Annotated in this window: 13 protein-coding genes; 6 read left to right on the top strand and 7 right to left on the bottom strand. The window is 68.2% G+C overall.

Going from position 1 to position 15,269, the window contains the following annotated elements:
* Positions 1–44 precede the first annotated feature (44 nt).
* From VA599_RS06895 to VA599_RS06905, 3 genes are read right to left on the bottom strand one after another with little or no spacing between them, the layout of a single operon-like run.
* Positions 45–1,589: a DHA2 family efflux MFS transporter permease subunit gene (locus tag VA599_RS06895; protein WP_346788057.1), complete on the bottom strand. Its 1,545-nt coding sequence runs from the start codon at positions 1,587–1,589 to the stop codon at positions 45–47.
* A gap of 7 nt (positions 1,590–1,596) precedes the next feature.
* On the bottom strand, positions 1,597–2,739 hold the full coding sequence (locus tag VA599_RS06900; protein WP_346788058.1) for an HlyD family secretion protein: 1,143 nt from the start codon (positions 2,737–2,739) through the stop codon (positions 1,597–1,599).
* A gap of 36 nt (positions 2,740–2,775) precedes the next feature.
* Positions 2,776–4,221 (bottom strand): efflux transporter outer membrane subunit, encoded by a 1,446-nt coding sequence (locus VA599_RS06905; RefSeq protein ID WP_346788059.1) that lies wholly within the window; start codon positions 4,219–4,221, stop codon positions 2,776–2,778.
* A 113-nt stretch (positions 4,222–4,334) separates the two neighbouring features.
* Here VA599_RS06905 and VA599_RS06910 point away from each other — a divergent pair, with 113 nt between their 5' ends.
* The 3 genes from VA599_RS06910 to VA599_RS06920 all read left to right on the top strand — a co-directional run bounded on the left by VA599_RS06910 (position 4,335) and on the right by VA599_RS06920 (position 7,680).
* Positions 4,335–4,937, top strand: coding sequence for a TetR/AcrR family transcriptional regulator (locus VA599_RS06910; protein ID WP_031296649.1), 603 nt, complete (start codon positions 4,335–4,337; stop codon positions 4,935–4,937).
* 16 nt (positions 4,938–4,953) lie between these two features.
* Positions 4,954–5,520 (top strand): DinB family protein, encoded by a 567-nt coding sequence (locus tag VA599_RS06915; RefSeq protein WP_021477989.1) that lies wholly within the window; start codon positions 4,954–4,956, stop codon positions 5,518–5,520.
* A gap of 225 nt (positions 5,521–5,745) precedes the next feature.
* Positions 5,746–7,680: a methyl-accepting chemotaxis protein gene (locus VA599_RS06920; protein WP_346788060.1), complete on the top strand. Its 1,935-nt coding sequence runs from the start codon at positions 5,746–5,748 to the stop codon at positions 7,678–7,680.
* Between the two features lie 522 nt (positions 7,681–8,202).
* Here VA599_RS06920 and VA599_RS06925 read toward each other — a convergent pair.
* A complete protein-coding gene (locus VA599_RS06925) occupies positions 8,203–9,108 on the bottom strand; it encodes a LysR family transcriptional regulator (RefSeq protein ID WP_346788061.1) in 906 nt (301 codons plus the stop codon).
* A gap of 114 nt (positions 9,109–9,222) precedes the next feature.
* Between VA599_RS06925 and VA599_RS06930 the strand changes: the two genes are divergently transcribed.
* Positions 9,223–10,644, top strand: coding sequence for an MFS transporter (locus VA599_RS06930; protein ID WP_346788062.1), 1,422 nt, complete (start codon positions 9,223–9,225; stop codon positions 10,642–10,644).
* A complete protein-coding gene (locus VA599_RS06935; RefSeq protein ID WP_199776204.1) occupies positions 10,641–11,045 on the top strand; it encodes a nuclear transport factor 2 family protein in 405 nt (134 codons plus the stop codon). The genes VA599_RS06930 and VA599_RS06935 overlap by 4 nt, the downstream gene beginning before the upstream one ends.
* Positions 11,046–11,063: 18 nt before the next feature.
* On the opposite strand, the gene VA599_RS06940 is transcribed toward VA599_RS06935, so the two are convergent.
* Positions 11,064–11,702: an NAD(P)-dependent oxidoreductase gene (locus VA599_RS06940; protein WP_346788063.1), complete on the bottom strand. Its 639-nt coding sequence runs from the start codon at positions 11,700–11,702 to the stop codon at positions 11,064–11,066.
* Between the two features lie 132 nt (positions 11,703–11,834).
* Between VA599_RS06940 and VA599_RS06945 the strand changes: the two genes are divergently transcribed.
* Positions 11,835–12,743 carry a LysR family transcriptional regulator gene (locus VA599_RS06945; RefSeq protein ID WP_346788064.1) on the top strand — a complete coding sequence of 303 codons (909 nt, stop codon included), beginning with the start codon at positions 11,835–11,837 and terminating at the stop codon, positions 12,741–12,743.
* Here the strand turns inward: VA599_RS06945 and VA599_RS06950 are convergent.
* Together VA599_RS06950 and VA599_RS06955 are read right to left on the bottom strand one after the other, a co-directional pair.
* Positions 12,713–13,663: a LysR family transcriptional regulator gene (locus VA599_RS06950; RefSeq protein ID WP_158677407.1), complete on the bottom strand. Its 951-nt coding sequence runs from the start codon at positions 13,661–13,663 to the stop codon at positions 12,713–12,715. The genes VA599_RS06945 and VA599_RS06950 overlap by 31 nt on opposite strands.
* A gap of 219 nt (positions 13,664–13,882) precedes the next feature.
* Positions 13,883–15,262 (bottom strand): MFS transporter, encoded by a 1,380-nt coding sequence (locus tag VA599_RS06955; RefSeq protein WP_346788065.1) that lies wholly within the window; start codon positions 15,260–15,262, stop codon positions 13,883–13,885.
* Positions 15,263–15,269 lie beyond the last annotated feature (7 nt).

Here is a 15,269-nt window from a genome sequence, read left to right on the forward strand (position 1 = left end):
GCCACAAGGGCGCGGGGCAAGTGGTGAAACACGGGTTGAGAAACTCAGTGGGCTTGGCTGGTGTCGGCGACGCGGCTGGGCCGGGGCGCCAGCCAGATGGCGCAGGCGGCCACGACGAAGGACAGGCCGGCCAGCCAGAAGATCTGGTTGGTGGACAGCATGATGCTCTGCGCCTGCAGCGTCTGTTCTATGGTGCCCCAGGCCACGCTGTCGGACAGTCCGCCGCCGGTCAGCGCGCGCAGCGCGTCGCCGCCGCCATCCACCATGCCGACCAGCTCGGCATGGTTGTAATTGGCCTTGTCGTCCCAGGCGGTGGTGACCAGCGAGGTGGCGAAGGCGCTGGACAGCGTGCGCATGAAGCTCATCAGGCCGGCCGCGGACGCCACTTCCGCCGGCTCCACGCTGGCCAGCGCCAGCCCGGTCAGCGGCACGAAGAAGAAGGGCATGCCCAGACCCTGGAACAGCAGCGGCAGCGCTACCTGCCAGAAGCCCATGTCGGTGGTGGAGAAGCTGCGGTACAGGGTGACGCAGCCCAGCCACATCACGCCGCAGAACACCAGCTTGCGCGGGTCCATCCGGGTGGATAGCTGGGCGGCGATCGGCGCCACCATCACCGCCAGCACCCCGCTCATCGCGGTGGCGTAGCCGGCCTGGGTGGCGGTGTAGCCCATATAGGCCTGCAGCCATTGCGGCGTCAGCACGGTGGCGCCGAAGAACGATCCGAACGCCACCGAGATGGTCAGCACGCTGGCCCAGAAGCCGCGGTGGCGGAACACCCGAAGGTTGACGATGGGCTGGGCCTCGGTCAGCTCCCAGATCAGGAAGGCGGCGAAGCCCACCAGCGCGGCGATGGCCATGCCGACGATGACCGGCGAGCCGAACCAATCCAGCTCCTTGCCCTTGTCCAGCATCAGCTGCAGCGAAGCCACCCACAGCATCAGCAGCGCTAGGCCGACGACATCGATGCGCAGCTTGGCCGTTTGGCTCTGATAACGCTTGAGCAAGTTCCAGCCCAGGAAGCCGCAACCGAGGGCGATGGGCACGTTGATGTAGAAAATCCACGGCCAGCTGGCCTGATCGCACAGCGTGCCGCCCAGAATCGGCCCCATGATGGGCGCCACCAGCGTGGTCATGCTCCATAGTCCTATCGCCGCGCCGGCTTTCTGCTTGGGGAAGATCTGCAGCAGCAGGGTCTGCGACATCGGCATCAGCGGGCCGCCGGCCAGGCCTTGCAGCACGCGGAACAGCACCAGGGTTTCCAGCGAGCCGGCCAGGCCGCACAGCATGGAGAACAGGCCGAACAGCAGCATGGAGCCGACGAACAGCCGCACGGTGCCGAAGCGCGCCGCCAGCCAGCCGGTCAGCGGCACGATGATGGCCTCGGCCACCGCGTAGGAGGTGATGACATAGGTGCCCTGGCTGGACGACACCGCCAGCCCGCCGGCGATATTGGGCACCGACACGTTGGCGATGGTGGTGTCCAGCACCACCATGAAGTTGGCGGCGGCCAGCACCAGCGCCGCCAGCCACAGCATATTGCCGGTCAGCGGCCGCTGGATTTCTCCGGCCGCCGGATTCGCGCTAGACATGATGGCCTCACTCGCTGACGTCTATGGTGGCTTCCATCGACAGCCCCACCTGCAGCGGATGGGCCTTCAGTTCGGCCGGGTCCAGCGCGACGCGCACCGGCAGCCGCTGCACCACCTTGATCCAGTTGCCGGTGGCGTTCTGCGCCGGAATCATCGCGAAGGCGGAGCCGGAGCCGCCGGACAGGCCGGCCACCTTGCCGTGGTAGACCACCTTGTTGCCGTAGAGGTCGGCGGTCAGCTTCACCGGCTGGCCGACGCGCACCTTGTTCAACTGCACTTCCTTGAAGTTGGCGTCGACGTGGGCGTTCTGCAGCGGCACCACCGACATCAGCGGCGTGCCGGACTGCACGCGCTGGCCCACCTGCGCCTGGCGCTTGGCCACCACGCCGTCCACCTGGGCGCGGATCACCGTGCGTTCCAGGTCCAGCCTGGCCTGGTCGCGCTTGGCGCGGGCCAGCGCCACTTCGGGATTGTCGTCCACCGTGGTATCGGCGGTCAGCGTCTGGTTGGCTTTCAGGCTGCCGACGGCGGCGCGGTAGTTGGCTTCGCTCTGGCGGCTGGCGGCCTCGGCGGCTTTCAAGCTGGCCGAGGCGGTGGCGTAGGCGTTCTGCGCGTTGCTCAGCTCTTCGCCGGACACCGAGCCGCTTTTCGCCAGCGCCTGGCGGCGCTGCAGGTCCAGCCGGGCGCGCTCCAGGTCGGCGCGGGCCGAGGCCAGCTGCGCGGCGGAGCGGGCTTCGTCGGCGCTGCGCGCCTGGGCCTGGGCCGACAGGCCCTCGTCGTTGGCGAAGTAGCCCTTCACCCGGCGCTCGGCGCGGGCGAGGTCGGCTTCGGCCTGGGCCAGCGCCAGCTTGGCGTCGCTGTCGTTCAGCACCACCAATACGTCGCCGGCCTTCACCGGCTGGGTGTCCACCACTTTGACTTGTTTGATGGTGCCGGCCACCTCGGGCGTCACCTGGGCGATCTCGGCGGCGACATAGGCGTTGTCGGTGCTGACATGATGGGAGCCGATCAGCGTCCAGTAGCCGGCATAGCCGGCGGCGGCCGCGGCCACGACGCCGAACAGCAGGGTGAACAGCTTCTTGCGCTGCAGGGGATTGCCGGCGGCGGCGGGCGCCGCGGAGGCCGGCAGGGCTTGTGCGTTTTCGCTCATGGCGGGTGTTCCTTGCGTGTATGTTCCCCGGCCGCCTCAGCGGGCGGCCTGTTGTTCGGTTTGCTGGTAGCCGCCGCCCAATGCCTTGACCAGGGCGATATCCAGCGAGAAGCGGCGGGCTTGCAGCGCGGCCAGGCTGCGGCGGGCGCTGATCACGCTGTCTTCGGCGGTCAGCACGTCCAGGTAATTGGCCAGGCCGCCGTCGAAGCGGTTTTGGCTGACCCGGTAGGCCTCGTCGGCGGCTGTCAGCGCCTCCTGGCGCTGGGCCAATTGCGGCGTCAGCGCGGCCTGGCTGGAGACTGCGTCGGCCACTTCGCGCAGCGCCTGGCTCAGCGTGGCGTCGTAGCTGGCGACGGCGGCGTCGTAGTCGCCGCGCGCGGCGCGGTACTGGCCCTGCAGCTGGCCGCCGCGGAAGATGGGCAGGTTGATCGCCGGGCCGACGCCGGCCATGCCGGAACCGGCCTTGTCGAACAGGCCCAGCCCCAGCGACTGGGCGCCGACGAAGGCGGTGAGGTTGACGTTGGGGTAGAACTGGGCCTCGGCGACGTCGATGCGCTTGGCCGCGGCTTCGGCGCGGAGCCGGGCGGCGGCCAGATCCGGTCGGCGGCCCAGCAGTTCGGCCGCCAGCGCGGCCGGGAGCTTCTGCTCGCGAAACAGGCCGGAGCCGGGACGGGCGATGGCCAGGCCGCGGTCCGGTCCGGCGCCGATCAGCGCCGCCAGGCTGTGGCGTTGCAGGACGATGCTTTCGTCGGCGGCGGCCAGGTCGGCGCGGGCGGCGGCTTCGCGCGATTCCGCCTGGCGCAGCACGCCGCGGGTATCCATGCCTTGCTGCCAGCGCTGCAGCATCAGCTTGGCAGTGTGTTCGCGCACATCCAGCGCCTGGGCGGCGGCGTCGCGCTCGGAAAACAGCCGCGCCAGCTCGGCGTAGCCGGCGGCCAGCGAGGCGGTCAGCAGCAGCCTGGCCTGGGCGGCGTCGGCACGGGCGGCGGTCAGGTCGGAAGTCGCGGCGGCCAGCGACGCGCGGTTCTTGCCCCAGAAGTCCAGCTCGTAGCTGAAATCCAGCGTGCCGCGGGCGCTGGTGTTGAAGCCGGCCGGCGCCGGCATCCCGTTGTTGTAGCTTTGCTTGTCGCGGTTCAGCGAGGCGTTCAGGTCCACGCCGGGCAGCCTGGCGGCGCCGGCTTGTTGCGCCAGGCCTTCGGCGCGCTCGATGCGGGCGCGGGCGGCGGCGAGGTCCGGCGCCTGGCTCAGCGCCTCGTCCATCAGCGCGTTCAACTGCGCGTCGCCGTATTTTTTCCACCATTGCTCATTGGCCCAGACGCCGTCCGAGGCGGGCAGGCTTTGCGTATTCTGGTATTGTTGCAGCGGTTTGATCTGCGGCGCCGGGCCCATGTCCGGCACCATCGCGCAGCCTCCCAGCAGCGTCAGCGCTGCGGAGAGGCCGGCTGCTGGCAGCGGCCGCCAGCGAAAATATGCGGTTCTCATCGTCTCTGTCCGGTAATGGTTTGATTTAACTGTACGGTACGGTATAGTTATATGGCGGAGCGAGATTTCTTGTCAAGAAAATTGAACCGTACGGTTCAGTTTTAAGGATGGATATGCGCACAAAAAGCGAAAACAAGCGCCAGGGCTTGGTGGCGGCAGCGACCGAAGTCTTCGTCGAACGCGGCTACGAGGCGGCGTCGATGTCCGAGATATCGGCCCGGGCCGGCGGCTCCAAGGCCACGCTGTACAACTATTTCCCGTCCAAGGAGGCATTGTTCCTGGACGTGATGCGCTCGCTGACGGCGGAGCTGTCGTCGGCCTATGTCAAGCTGCAGCCGGGCGGCGATCTGGAGGAGATGCTGCGTACTTTCGGCATCGCCTTCCTCGACAGCCTGTTCAGTCCCCAGCTGCGCGCGCTGCACGCGATCGTGATGGGCAGCGGCAGCCGCAGCGAGGTGGGGCGGCTGTTTTACGAGAACGGGCCGAAGACCGGCTGGACCCGGCTGTCGGAATTCATGGCCGCGGAGATGAAGGCCGGCCGGCTGCGCGAGGCGTCGCCGTGGACCGCCGCCATGCATTTCCACGGGCTGCTGCAGTCGGAATGCCAGGCGGCGATGATGACCGGCCTGATCGACGAGCTGGCGCCGGCATCGGAGCGGCCGGGCAGGGTGGCGGACGCGGTCAAGGTGTTCCTGGCGGCCTATGGCGTGAAATGACATCGGAAAGTCAGCCGTGAGACAATGGGAAACTTATCCCACGCAGGCGCCGTCCGGCGCGAAAGGCCGCAAGATGAGTCTTCCCGATCTGTTTCCCTCGCTGTTCCGCTACAAGGCCTGGGCCGATGAAGAGCTGCACGCGCTGACGGCCCAGCTGGATGGCGAAGCCCACCCGGACAAGCGCCATCTCGTCGTCCGCATCCTCAACCACATCCACGTGGTGGATCGCATCTTCGCCGGCAATCTGACTGGCCGGCCGCATGGCTACGCCGGCACCAATACGCCGGACACGCCGGCATTGGCCGACCTGCTGGCCGCGGCGCGCGAAACCGACGCCTGGTACATCGGCTACGCCAGCGGCCTGAGCGATGCCGAACTCGCCGAGAACGTCGACTTCACCTTCACCGACGGCGGCCATGGCCGGATGAGCCGCGCCGAGATGCTGATGCAGGTGATCACCCACGGCGGCTATCACCGCGGCGCGGCGGGGCGCGTGCTGGCCGAATGCGGCCTGCAGCCGCCGCGCGACCTCTACACCCGTTTTCTGCACGACACCCAGCCGGCGCGTCGGCAGCCCGGCTGAGCTGTGGCAATTACTCCACATGAAGATGTGTCGCTGAAAATATTCTTCATGGCGAAAACATAAGGGCTTGTTACAATTGCCGCCGCCATTACGGCGGCATGCTTTTCAGATAGAGACGGAATCCGCTCCGGCTCGCGCTGCCGTCGTTTGGCGGGCGCAGCGTGCGCGGATATGCGGTCCGGCGGCGCCGGACATTTTTCGTCTCTTCCTGGAAAGCCAGCAAGCATGTTCAAGAACTGGTCGGTCAAACAGAAAATCCTGGTCAGCGTCGCGCTGATCCTGCTCATCGCGCTGGCCATCGCCGGCACGGTGTCCACCCGCATGTTCCAGTCGGCGCTGACCGAGCGCCTGGAGCAGCATGAACTGAAGGCGACGGTGGAGGGCATACGCAACGAGCTGGACGCCTCCATCGCGCTGCCGCTGAGCCAGACCCGCCAGCTGGCCGCCAACACCTATCTGTTGGACTGGACCGCCGCCGGCGAGCCCGAGTCCGGCGTCGGCCCCTGGCAGCGCTACGCCAAGGCGCTGATGCAGACCTCGGGCGCGTCCATCATCTCCTGGACTTCCGAGGCCACGCTCAACATCTACATCGATCACACTACCGTCAAGGCCGATCCCAAGGGCAACGACAAGTGGCTGGCCGACTTCCTGGCCTCCGGCCGCGACAGCCAGTTCACGCTGGGCTCGGAAACCGGCAAGCAGCAGGTGATGATGTTCGTCAACGTGCTGGCCAACAAGGGCCAGGCCGGCCACCGCGCGGTGGCGGCGCTGGGCTTCGACGTCACCCAGATGGCCGAGCGCGTGCGCAAGATGGCGGTGGGCGAGCGCGGCCAGGTCTACGTGGTGGACGCCTCCGGCCAGGTGAGGCTGCACCGCGATCCGGCGGCGATGCAGAAGAAAACCCTGCTGGCCGATCTGCCCGGCCTGTCGGCGATCGCGCCGCAGCTGCTGAACAAATCCGGCTTCAACCTGGCGCATTTCGACGGTCCCAACGGCCCGACCATCGCCGCCTCCAGCTATATGCCCAACGCCGACTGGTTCGTGGTGGTGGAGATGGACGCCAATGAGGTGTACGGCGCGGTGACGCGCACCATCTGGTGGGTGGCGGCGATTGACGCGGTGGTGCTGCTGCTGTCGCTGCTGGTGATCTGGCAGGTGTCCGGCTTCATCAGCCGGCCGCTGGTGCAGCTGCGCGACGCGATGCGCGCGCTCAGCTCCGGCCACGGCGACCTGACCATGCGGCTGCCGGCCGACAGCCGCGATGAAACCGGCCAGGTGGCGGCGGCGTTCAACCAGTTCATGGAGCAGCTGCGCGCCATGTTCCAGCAGGTGCGCGAACAAAGCGGCCAACTGCACCGCAGCGCCGGCGAGTTGGCGCGGATGACCGAGCGCTTGTCGGCCGGTTCGCGCCACAATGCCGACCTCAGCGAAACCACGGCGGCCACCATCGAGCAGTTGTCGGTCAGCGTCAGCCACATCGCCGGCAATTGCCACGGCACCGCCGAGGCGGTGCAGCAGGCCGGCGCGCTGTCGTCGCAAAGCGCCGAGGCGGTGGGCAAGGTCAGCGTGGAGATCGGTTCGGTCGCGTCGTCGATGGACGAGGTGAAGACGGTGATGGAGGAGCTGGAGCGCCGCTCGGCCCAGGTGGGCAGCATCGCCGGCGTGATCAAGGACATCGCCGATCAGACCAATCTGTTGGCGCTGAACGCGGCAATCGAGGCGGCGCGAGCCGGCGAGCAGGGCCGCGGCTTCGCGGTGGTGGCGGACGAGGTGAGGAAGCTCGCCGAGCGCACCAGCCAGGCCACGGTGGAGATCGACGACATGGTCGGCGGCATGCAGCAGGGCTCCGGCCAGGCGCGCGAGCGCGTGGCGAAGACCTATGGTGCGGTGCAGGGCGGCGTGGAACTGGCCGAGGAGGCGCAGCGCCAGATTTCCGAGATCCAGTCCAGCATGCAGCTGGTGGTGCGCCAGGCGGCGGAGATCCGCGACGCCGCCAGCGAGCAGTCCAAGGCCACCGAGGACATGGCGCGCACCGCCGAGCAGATGTCGTCGCAGGCGCTGCAGTCGGACGCCGAAATCGGCCGCGCCGGCCAGGTGGTGGCCGACCTGGAGCGTTTGTCGCAGTCGCTGGAGGGCGTGGTGTCGCGCTTCAAGCTGTAAGCGTGTTGCGCTTTCATATGCTCGTTCACGGTTTGTAGGTTTTGAATCCGCTGCGCGGATGATGATTTTCATAGCCGGGGCTGCCCGGCGAGCAGGGAGGGGATATTTGCTTGGCCAAATATCCCCTCCACCCCTAAAAGCCACCCTGCAAGCCTGGCCTGCGGCTTCCCTCCGGGGGCCGTCAGGCCCGAGGCGCGGCTGAACTCTCTGCGTGCGAATCTTCCAGATTCGCTCAGCGATGCGCGCTAGCGTCGAGGGGCTGAAACAGACAGCCGCTTAGAGCTGCTAACAAAACCGCGCAGTGTACCTGAGCCAAGGCGCGCCGACGCAGGCAGTACAAGTAGTACGACAAGGAGGCGCAACGCAGGATCAGGGTTTTGTTAGCGGGTCTTAAAACCTCGGGCCTGCCACCCGGCGGCAGGCTTGAAGGGATCCGGGCGCATCGGATGCGCGGCTTTTTGCCAGCGACTTTTAAAGCTGCCGCGAAAAGATCGCAAGCAGGTTCTGAGAGCCGCGGCTGGCTCAGTCCTCCCCTTGCCGCGCCGCGAGGTAGTCGGCGAAAAAGTCGATGAAGGCGCGTACTTTTTCCGGCAGGTGGCGGGTGTCCGGGTAGACCGCGTACACGCCTTGGCGCGGAAATTCCCAATCCGGCAGCAGGCGCGCCAGCGCGCCGGCGGCCACATCGTCTTTTACCTGCCAGTCCGGCAGCAGCGCCACGCCGCAGCCCTGGCGCGCGAAGTCCAGCAGCGCGCCCGAGGTGTCGGCGACGATGCGCGGCGCGTCGCCCGCGTCCAGCATCGCTTCCCCATCTTTTCCCGTCAGTTTCCAGCGCAGCGGCGCCGCCAGCCGGCTGTGCACCAGCCAGTCGGCGCGGGCGAGCGCGTCCACGCTTTCCACTTGCCTTCCCGGCTGCGCCAGATAGCCGGGCGAGGCCACTGGCCAGATGTCGAATTCCTCCAGCAGTCGCGCGCGGTAGCTGGAGTCGTTCAGCGAGCCCAGCCGGATCGCCACGTCCACCTGCTGAGAAATCAGGTCGGCATGCCGCGACGATGATTCCAGCCGCACCGCCAGCCGCGGATGCAGCCGGGAGAGGGCCGCCAGCGCCGGTATCACCCGTCGGCGGCCGTATTCCGGCGTGGTGCTCACGCTCAGCGTGCCCTGCAGGCCGCCGTGGCCGCGGCGCGCGTCGTCCATCGCCGCCTGCGCCATGCGCAGCACATGCAGGCAGTCCTGATAGAAGCGCCGGCCGGTTTCGGTCAGCTGCAGCCGGCGCGTGCTGCGGGTCAGCAGCGCCACGCCCAGCTCGGCCTCCAGCTGTTTCAAGTTGAAGCTGACTACCGCCTTGCTGTGGCCCAGCGCCTCGGCGGCGGCGGTCAGCGAACCGCTTTCCACGATGGCGGCGAAGATGCGGAAGCGTTGCAGGCTCATGTCCGGGTGGGCTTTATTGTCAAAATTATTTTGACAGTTTAATCGATTGCCGGTGGTTTTTCCGGCTATCGAGCGAGACTAAGCTGGCCTCCGTCAAGCAAGGAGGTTGGATGCATGGAGTATCGCAAACGCGTGGCCGCGGTGTACCTGTTGGGGTTTTTCATCGATCTGGCCAATCTTTTCGTCGGCAATGTCGCCTTTCCCGACATTGCCCGCACCTTTCATCGCGACGTGGCGGAGCTGGCCTGGGTGAGCACCGCCTACATCCTGGGGCTGACCGCGGTGATTCCGCTAGGCAACTGGCTGGCGGCGCGCTGGGGAGGCAAGCGGGTGTTCGTCGCCTCGCTGCTGCTGTTCATGGCGGGCTCGGCCGGCGCGGCGCAGGCCGGATCGCTCGGCGCGTTGATCGCCTGGCGCGCGCTGCAGGGCCTGGGCGGCGGCTTGCTGATCCCGCTGGGCCAGACCATGACCTATCGCTTGTACCGGCCGGCGGAGCGGCCGGGCCTGACCGCGCTGATCCTGCTGGTGGGCCAGCTGGCGCCGGCCTTGTCGCCGACGCTGGGCGGTTTGGCGCTGGATGCGCTGGGCTGGCGCTGGATTTTCTGGCTCAACCTGCCGCTGGCCGCCGTGCCGCTGGTGCTGGCGCTGCGCTGGCTGCGGGACGAGCGCGAGCCGGAGCCGTCCGCCGGCCTGGATTGGCTTGGCCTGCTGTTGGGCAGCCTGACATTGCTGCTGGTCTTGCAAGGGCTGGGCGATCTGGCGCAGCCGTCCACTTGGGCGCGCGGCGGCGCGTTGCTGGCGGCGGGCCTGGCGCTGGGCGCGGCTTATGCGCGGCACAGCCGCCGGCATCCGCGGCCCATTCTGCGGCTGGAATTGCTGCGCGATCCGCTGCTGCGGATGTCGATGCTGATGTATCTGCTGGTGCCGGGCGCCTTCATGGGCGTCAGCCTGGTGGCGATGCTGTATCTGCAGCAGGTGCTGGGCGTGCCGGCTTCCATCGCCGGCTTGTTGATGCTGCCGTGGTCGCTGGGCTCATTCGCCGCGATCGCGCTGACCGGGCGCGGCTACCGCCGGCTGGGGCCCAGGCCGCTGCTGATGGCCGGCGCGCTGGCGCAGGGGATCGGCTTTCTGAGCCTGCTGGCGATAGACCGGTCCGGGCAGCTGCCCTGGCTGGCCGGCAGTTACGCGCTGATGGGCCTGGGCGGCACCTTGTGCAGCAGCGCCAGCCAGAGCACGGCTTTCCTGAGAGTGGAGCCGGCGCGGATGGGCGAGGCCAGCGCCTTGTGGAACATCAACCGCCAGGTGAGCTTCTGCGTCGGCATGGCGTTGGCCTGCGTGCTGCTGAACCTGCTGTTGGCCGGGCAAGGCATCGCCGATCCGGCGGCGCCTGCGGCGCGGGAATTGTCGGTGCGGGCTTTCCATCTGTGCTTTCTGGCCGCCGCCTTGGCCATGTTGCCGCCCTTGTGGCTGGGCAGCCGGATAGGCAATGCGGAGGTATTGCGTTTATTGAATCGTCCTCGAATGGGAGAAGCATGATGAAGCATGATGAATTGGCGGTATCGGCGCAGGTTCGCGACACTTTGGCGCAGATCGCGCGCTGGCTGGGCGACGGGCCGCATGGCGAGGAGGCGCTGGCAGCGCTGATGGCGGGTTTCGATGCCGACTTCGCCATGGTGGCGCCAAGCGGCGCGCGGCTGGGTTGGCAGGGACTGCGGGCATTTTTCCAGGACGCGGCAGGCAGCCGGCCGGGGCTGGAAATCAAGTTGGAGCGGATGGCGCTGTTGGCAGGCGGCGAAGACGCCGCGACGGTGGCTTACTACGAAACGCAGACCTTGGGCGACGGCAGCGGCAACGGCCGCCATGCGACGGCCGTGCTGCGCCGGGACGGCGCCAACTGGCGCTGGCGCCATCTGCAGGAAACCGGCGACGGCTGGTGACGCCGCCGGGATGGCCTATCAGTAGCCGACGGTGAAGCGGCTGCGCTGGTGCTCGCCTTTTTCCAGCTCGTCGATCATGGCGACGGCGTAGTCTTCCACCGAGATGTGGCTGTTGCCTTCGGCGTCGACCAGCAGCTGGTCCTTGCCCAGGCGGAACTGGCCGGTGCGCTGGCCCGGCTGCAGCATCGCCGACGGGCTCAGCAGCGTCCAGTTCAGCTCGGTTTCGGCGCGCAGCAGGTTCAGCGCTTCGCGGGCGCCCAGCGCCGAGGCCTTCCATTGCTCCGGGAATTCCGGGGTGTCCACCAGCTGCACGCCGGGGGCCACTTCCAGGCTGCCGGCCCCGCCGACCACCAACAGGCGCGGCGCTTGCGCGGCCTTGGCCGCGGCGATGATGGAGCGCACGCCCTTGACGAAGTAGTCGAACTGCTCGGCCTGGGCGTGGCCGCTGAAGGCGCTGACCACGGCGTCGAAGCCCTTCAGTTGTTCGGCTAGCTGGGCGCTGTCCTGCACGTCAACCTTGGCGGCGGCCAGATTGGCCTGGACTTCGATGCGTTCCGGGCGGGAAACCAGCGCGGTGACGTGGTGGCCGCGGGACAGGGCTTCTTTCAACAGGGCGGAACCGACATAGCCGCTGGCGCCGATCAGTGCGATTTTCATGGTGAGACTCCTTGTTTGATATCGGATGGGGCGCCGCGTCGCAGCGCTGATGGAATGCATGATGCGCTTTTCGATTGATTCGATAAACGGCTGAAACCATAATTGATTGTTATTGAAAAATTGACAGTTGATATGGCGAGAGGCGTTGAGGGCAATCTGGAAGGGTTGCAGATATTCGTGGCGGTGGCGGAAGCCGGCGGTTTCACCGCCGCCGCCGAGCGGCTGGGCATGACCAAGGCCAACGTCAGCCTGCAGGTGGGCCGGCTGGAGGCGCAACTGGGCGCGACGCTGTTCACCCGCACCACGCGGCGGGTGAAGCTGACCGAAGCGGGGCAGGCGCTGTATCTGGACGCCCAGCCGGCGCTGGCAGCCTTGCGCGACGCGTTGCTGCAGGCCGGCCACGGCGCGGCGGCGTTGTCCGGCACGCTGCGGCTGACCGCGCCGGTCAGCCATATGGCGGAGTCAGTCGCGCCGGCGGCCACCCAGTTCATCCGCCAGCACCCCGGTTTGCAGCTGGAGCTGCACGCGATAGACCGCATGGTGGACCTGGTGGCCGAGGGCATGGACCTGGCCATCCGCCTGGGCACGCTGCGCGACTCATCGCTGCGGGCGTTGAAGCTGGGGGAGTTCGCCCAGCAGCTGGTGGCGTCGCCGGCCTATCTGCGCGAGCGGGGCATGCCCGGCCACCCTGGCGAGCTGGCCGGGCATGATTGGGTGGCGCTGACCTTGCTGAAGACGCCGCTGACCTGGCGCTTCGCCGGCGGGGGCGGCGAGGAGGAGACGGTGAGGATGCGCGCGCGGATCAAGGTGGATTCCGCCGCCTCGCTGCGTTCGCTGTTGCTGGCGGGGGCGGGGATGTCGGTGCTGGATTCGTTCAGCGTGCAGGAGGATCTGCGCCAGGGCCGGCTGGTCCATCTGTTGCCGCAATGGACCTTGCCCAAGGGCGGCGTCTACGCGGTGTTCCCGCCGGGCCGCCACGCGCCGGCGGCGGCGCGCGCCTTCGTCGAGTTTTACCGGGTGATGCTGGCGCGTCCGGCCTGATCCATCTGGTTTTCCGGCAACGCGGCGGCGACGCGCGGCAGCACGAAATCGATGAAGGTCTGGTATTTGCGCGTCAGCGGCGCGCGGAACGGGTGGACCAGGTAGATCGGCCAATAGTCGCAATGCCATTCCGGCAGCACCCGCGTCAGTTCGCCGTCGCGCAGATGGCTTTGCACCGCGTAATCGGCCAGCATCGTGATGCCGTGCCCTTTCAGCGCCAGGTGGGTTCGCAGCGGATAGTCGTTCAGGTAGAAAAGCGCGCCGACGGGCTGGGAAAGCAGCTGCTCGCCGCGCGTGAGCTTGAGTCCGTCGCGCTGCTCGGACTCCATCACCAGCAGCCGGTGCGCGGCCAGGTCGGCTGGCTGGCGGATGGCCGGGTGGCGGGCCAGGTAGGCCGGCGACGCGTATAGATTCTCGCTGGCGTAGCCGGCCAGCCGCGCCACCAGCCTGTCGTCGTGAATGGCATGGGAGCGCGCCGAGCGCAGGCAGAAGTCCAGCACGTCGGCCACCGGGTCCTGCAGCCGGTTGTTCACTTCCAGCGACAGCTGCAAGCCGGAGTGCGAGGCGGCGAGCTCGCTCAGCGCCGGGCCCAGCACGTGTTGGGCCAGCGACGAGGTGGTGCTGACCGTCAGCGGGCCCTCGACGTCGCTTTGCGTTTCATCCACCGCCATCCGCGCCTGAGCCACGGTCTCCCGCAGCCTGGCCGCGTGCGGACGCAGCCGTTCGCCGGCCTCGGTCAGCGCCACCTTGCGCGTGGTGCGCAGCACCAGCGCCGCGCCCATTTCCCGTTCCAGCTCCTTGATCCGCGCGCTGACCAGGCTTTTGTGGCAATCCAGCAGATCGGCGGCGGCGGTGAAGCTGCCGGCGCGCGCCAGGGCGTCGAAGGCCAATAGGTTGTCTGGCGACGGCATTGTTTTCATATCAGGACAATCTTTCCGAAATTGCGCGTTTATTCGCAAGGATTCGAAAACTATCCTAACACGCATCCCAACCGTACTCAGAAAGCGAGCCGTGCGATGCGTTACCTCTACCGTTTATACCCGTGGCTGTTTCAACGCGAGATCGCCTTGAGTTGCCGTTTCAGCCGGCGTCGGCATTGGGAGGCGGAGGCGAGGCGCGTGATGTTTTGACGCCGGCGGTCAGCGCGTCGCCGCGAGCGGCGACGCCTCCCGTTCCGCGGCGGGAATCCGGCTGGCCGCCCAGGCCGCGCCCAGCGTCGCCAGCGCGGCCAGGCCGAGGCCAAGCGGCAGCGCCTGGCGCGGATCGGCGCTGTGGCCCACCACTAGCGCCGCGCCGGCGGTGCCGACCAGGGCGCCAGTCTGGCGGATGGCGTTCAGCACGGCGGATGCGGTGCCGGACAGCTGCGGCGGCGCGCTTTCCAGCACGGTGGCGGTCATAGGCGCGATGGCGAGCGCGGTGCCCAGCGCCAGCGGCAGCATGGCCAGCAGCGACCAGGCCAGCGCATGGCCGTCGGCGAGGGCCAGCAGCAGATAGCCGGCGGCGGAGAGCAGCAGGCCGCCGCGCATCTGGCGGCGGGCCCCCAACCTAGGCAACAGGCGTCCGGCGGCGACGTTGCCGGCGATCAGGCAGGCGGCTAGCGGCAGCATGGCCAGGCCGGCATGCAGCGAGTCCAGGCCCAGCCCCTGCTGCAGATAGAGGCTGAGCAGCAGCAGGCTGCCGAAATAGGCGACGCCGATGGCGAAGCCCACCCAGTTGGCGGCGGCGAAGGCGGGATGGCGGAACAGCGCCGGCGGCACCATCGCCTGCGGGTTGGCTTGCTCCAGCCGCCAGAACAGCCGGCCGCTCACGGCTACGGCCAGCAACAGGGCGAGCAGGATGGGCGGCGGCAGGCGCGGCCCCTCGATCAGCGCGTAGCTGGCCAGCGACAGCGTCAGCATGCCGGCGGCCTGGCCCGGCAGGTCCGCGCCGCGGGACGGCGACGCCTCCCGGAAGGGCACCACGAAGGGGATGGCCAGCAAGGCGGCGAGGCCGATGGGCACATTGATCAGGAAAGCGCCGCGCCAGCCCAGCGGCCCCAGCAGCAGGCCGCCCAGCACCGGGCCCGCCGCCGCGGCGCTGGCGGACAGGCCGCCGTACAGGCCGACGGCGCGCGCGCGTTCGGCCGGATGGGGGAAAGCGTGGCGCAGCAGGCCGAGCGAGCTGGGGATGAACAGCGCGGCGGCCATCCCTTGCAGCAGCCGGAAGAGGATCAGCGTTTGCGCGCCGGGCGCGAATCCGCACAGCAGCGAGGCCAGCACGAACAGGGCCAGCCCCCAGGCCAGCATTCGTCTGGGGCCGAAGCGGTCGGCCAGCCAGCCGGCGCTGAGCATCAGGCCGGCGAAGCCGAGCGCGTAGGCGTCCACGATCCAGGTGAGCTGGCTGAGGCTGGCGTTCAGGCTGCGTTGCAGCGCGGGCAGCGCCAGGTTGACGATATTGGTGTCCAGCACTGCCATGAACATGCCGGCGCTGAGCGCCAGCAGGGTGGGCAGGCCGGTCTGGACTGGCTTGGAGTGGGACATGGATGAA

Source organism: Chromobacterium indicum, from assembly GCF_039708975.1.
Lineage (GTDB): Bacteria > Pseudomonadota > Gammaproteobacteria > Burkholderiales > Chromobacteriaceae > Chromobacterium > Chromobacterium piscinae.

Excerpts from the sequence above, each read along its gene's own strand:
- VA599_RS06930 (WP_346788062.1), top strand. The coding sequence starts at position 9,223 with ATGGAGTATCGCAAACGCGTGGCCGCGGTGTACCTGTTGGGGTTTTTC.
- VA599_RS06950 (WP_158677407.1), bottom strand. The coding sequence starts at position 13,663 with ATGAAAACAATGCCGTCGCCAGACAACCTATTGGCCTTCGACGCCCTG.
- VA599_RS06925 (WP_346788061.1), bottom strand. The coding sequence starts at position 9,108 with ATGAGCCTGCAACGCTTCCGCATCTTCGCCGCCATCGTGGAAAGCGGT.
- VA599_RS06895 (WP_346788057.1), bottom strand. The coding sequence starts at position 1,589 with ATGTCTAGCGCGAATCCGGCGGCCGGAGAAATCCAGCGGCCGCTGACC.
- VA599_RS06935 (WP_199776204.1), top strand. The coding sequence starts at position 10,641 with ATGATGAAGCATGATGAATTGGCGGTATCGGCGCAGGTTCGCGACACT.
- VA599_RS06900 (WP_346788058.1), bottom strand. The coding sequence starts at position 2,739 with ATGAGCGAAAACGCACAAGCCCTGCCGGCCTCCGCGGCGCCCGCCGCC.
- VA599_RS06955 (WP_346788065.1), bottom strand. The coding sequence starts at position 15,262 with ATGTCCCACTCCAAGCCAGTCCAGACCGGCCTGCCCACCCTGCTGGCG.
- VA599_RS06910 (WP_031296649.1), top strand. The coding sequence starts at position 4,335 with ATGCGCACAAAAAGCGAAAACAAGCGCCAGGGCTTGGTGGCGGCAGCG.
- VA599_RS06920 (WP_346788060.1), top strand. The coding sequence starts at position 5,746 with ATGTTCAAGAACTGGTCGGTCAAACAGAAAATCCTGGTCAGCGTCGCG.
- VA599_RS06940 (WP_346788063.1), bottom strand. The coding sequence starts at position 11,702 with ATGAAAATCGCACTGATCGGCGCCAGCGGCTATGTCGGTTCCGCCCTG.
- VA599_RS06905 (WP_346788059.1), bottom strand. The coding sequence starts at position 4,221 with ATGAGAACCGCATATTTTCGCTGGCGGCCGCTGCCAGCAGCCGGCCTC.
- VA599_RS06945 (WP_346788064.1), top strand. The coding sequence starts at position 11,835 with ATGGCGAGAGGCGTTGAGGGCAATCTGGAAGGGTTGCAGATATTCGTG.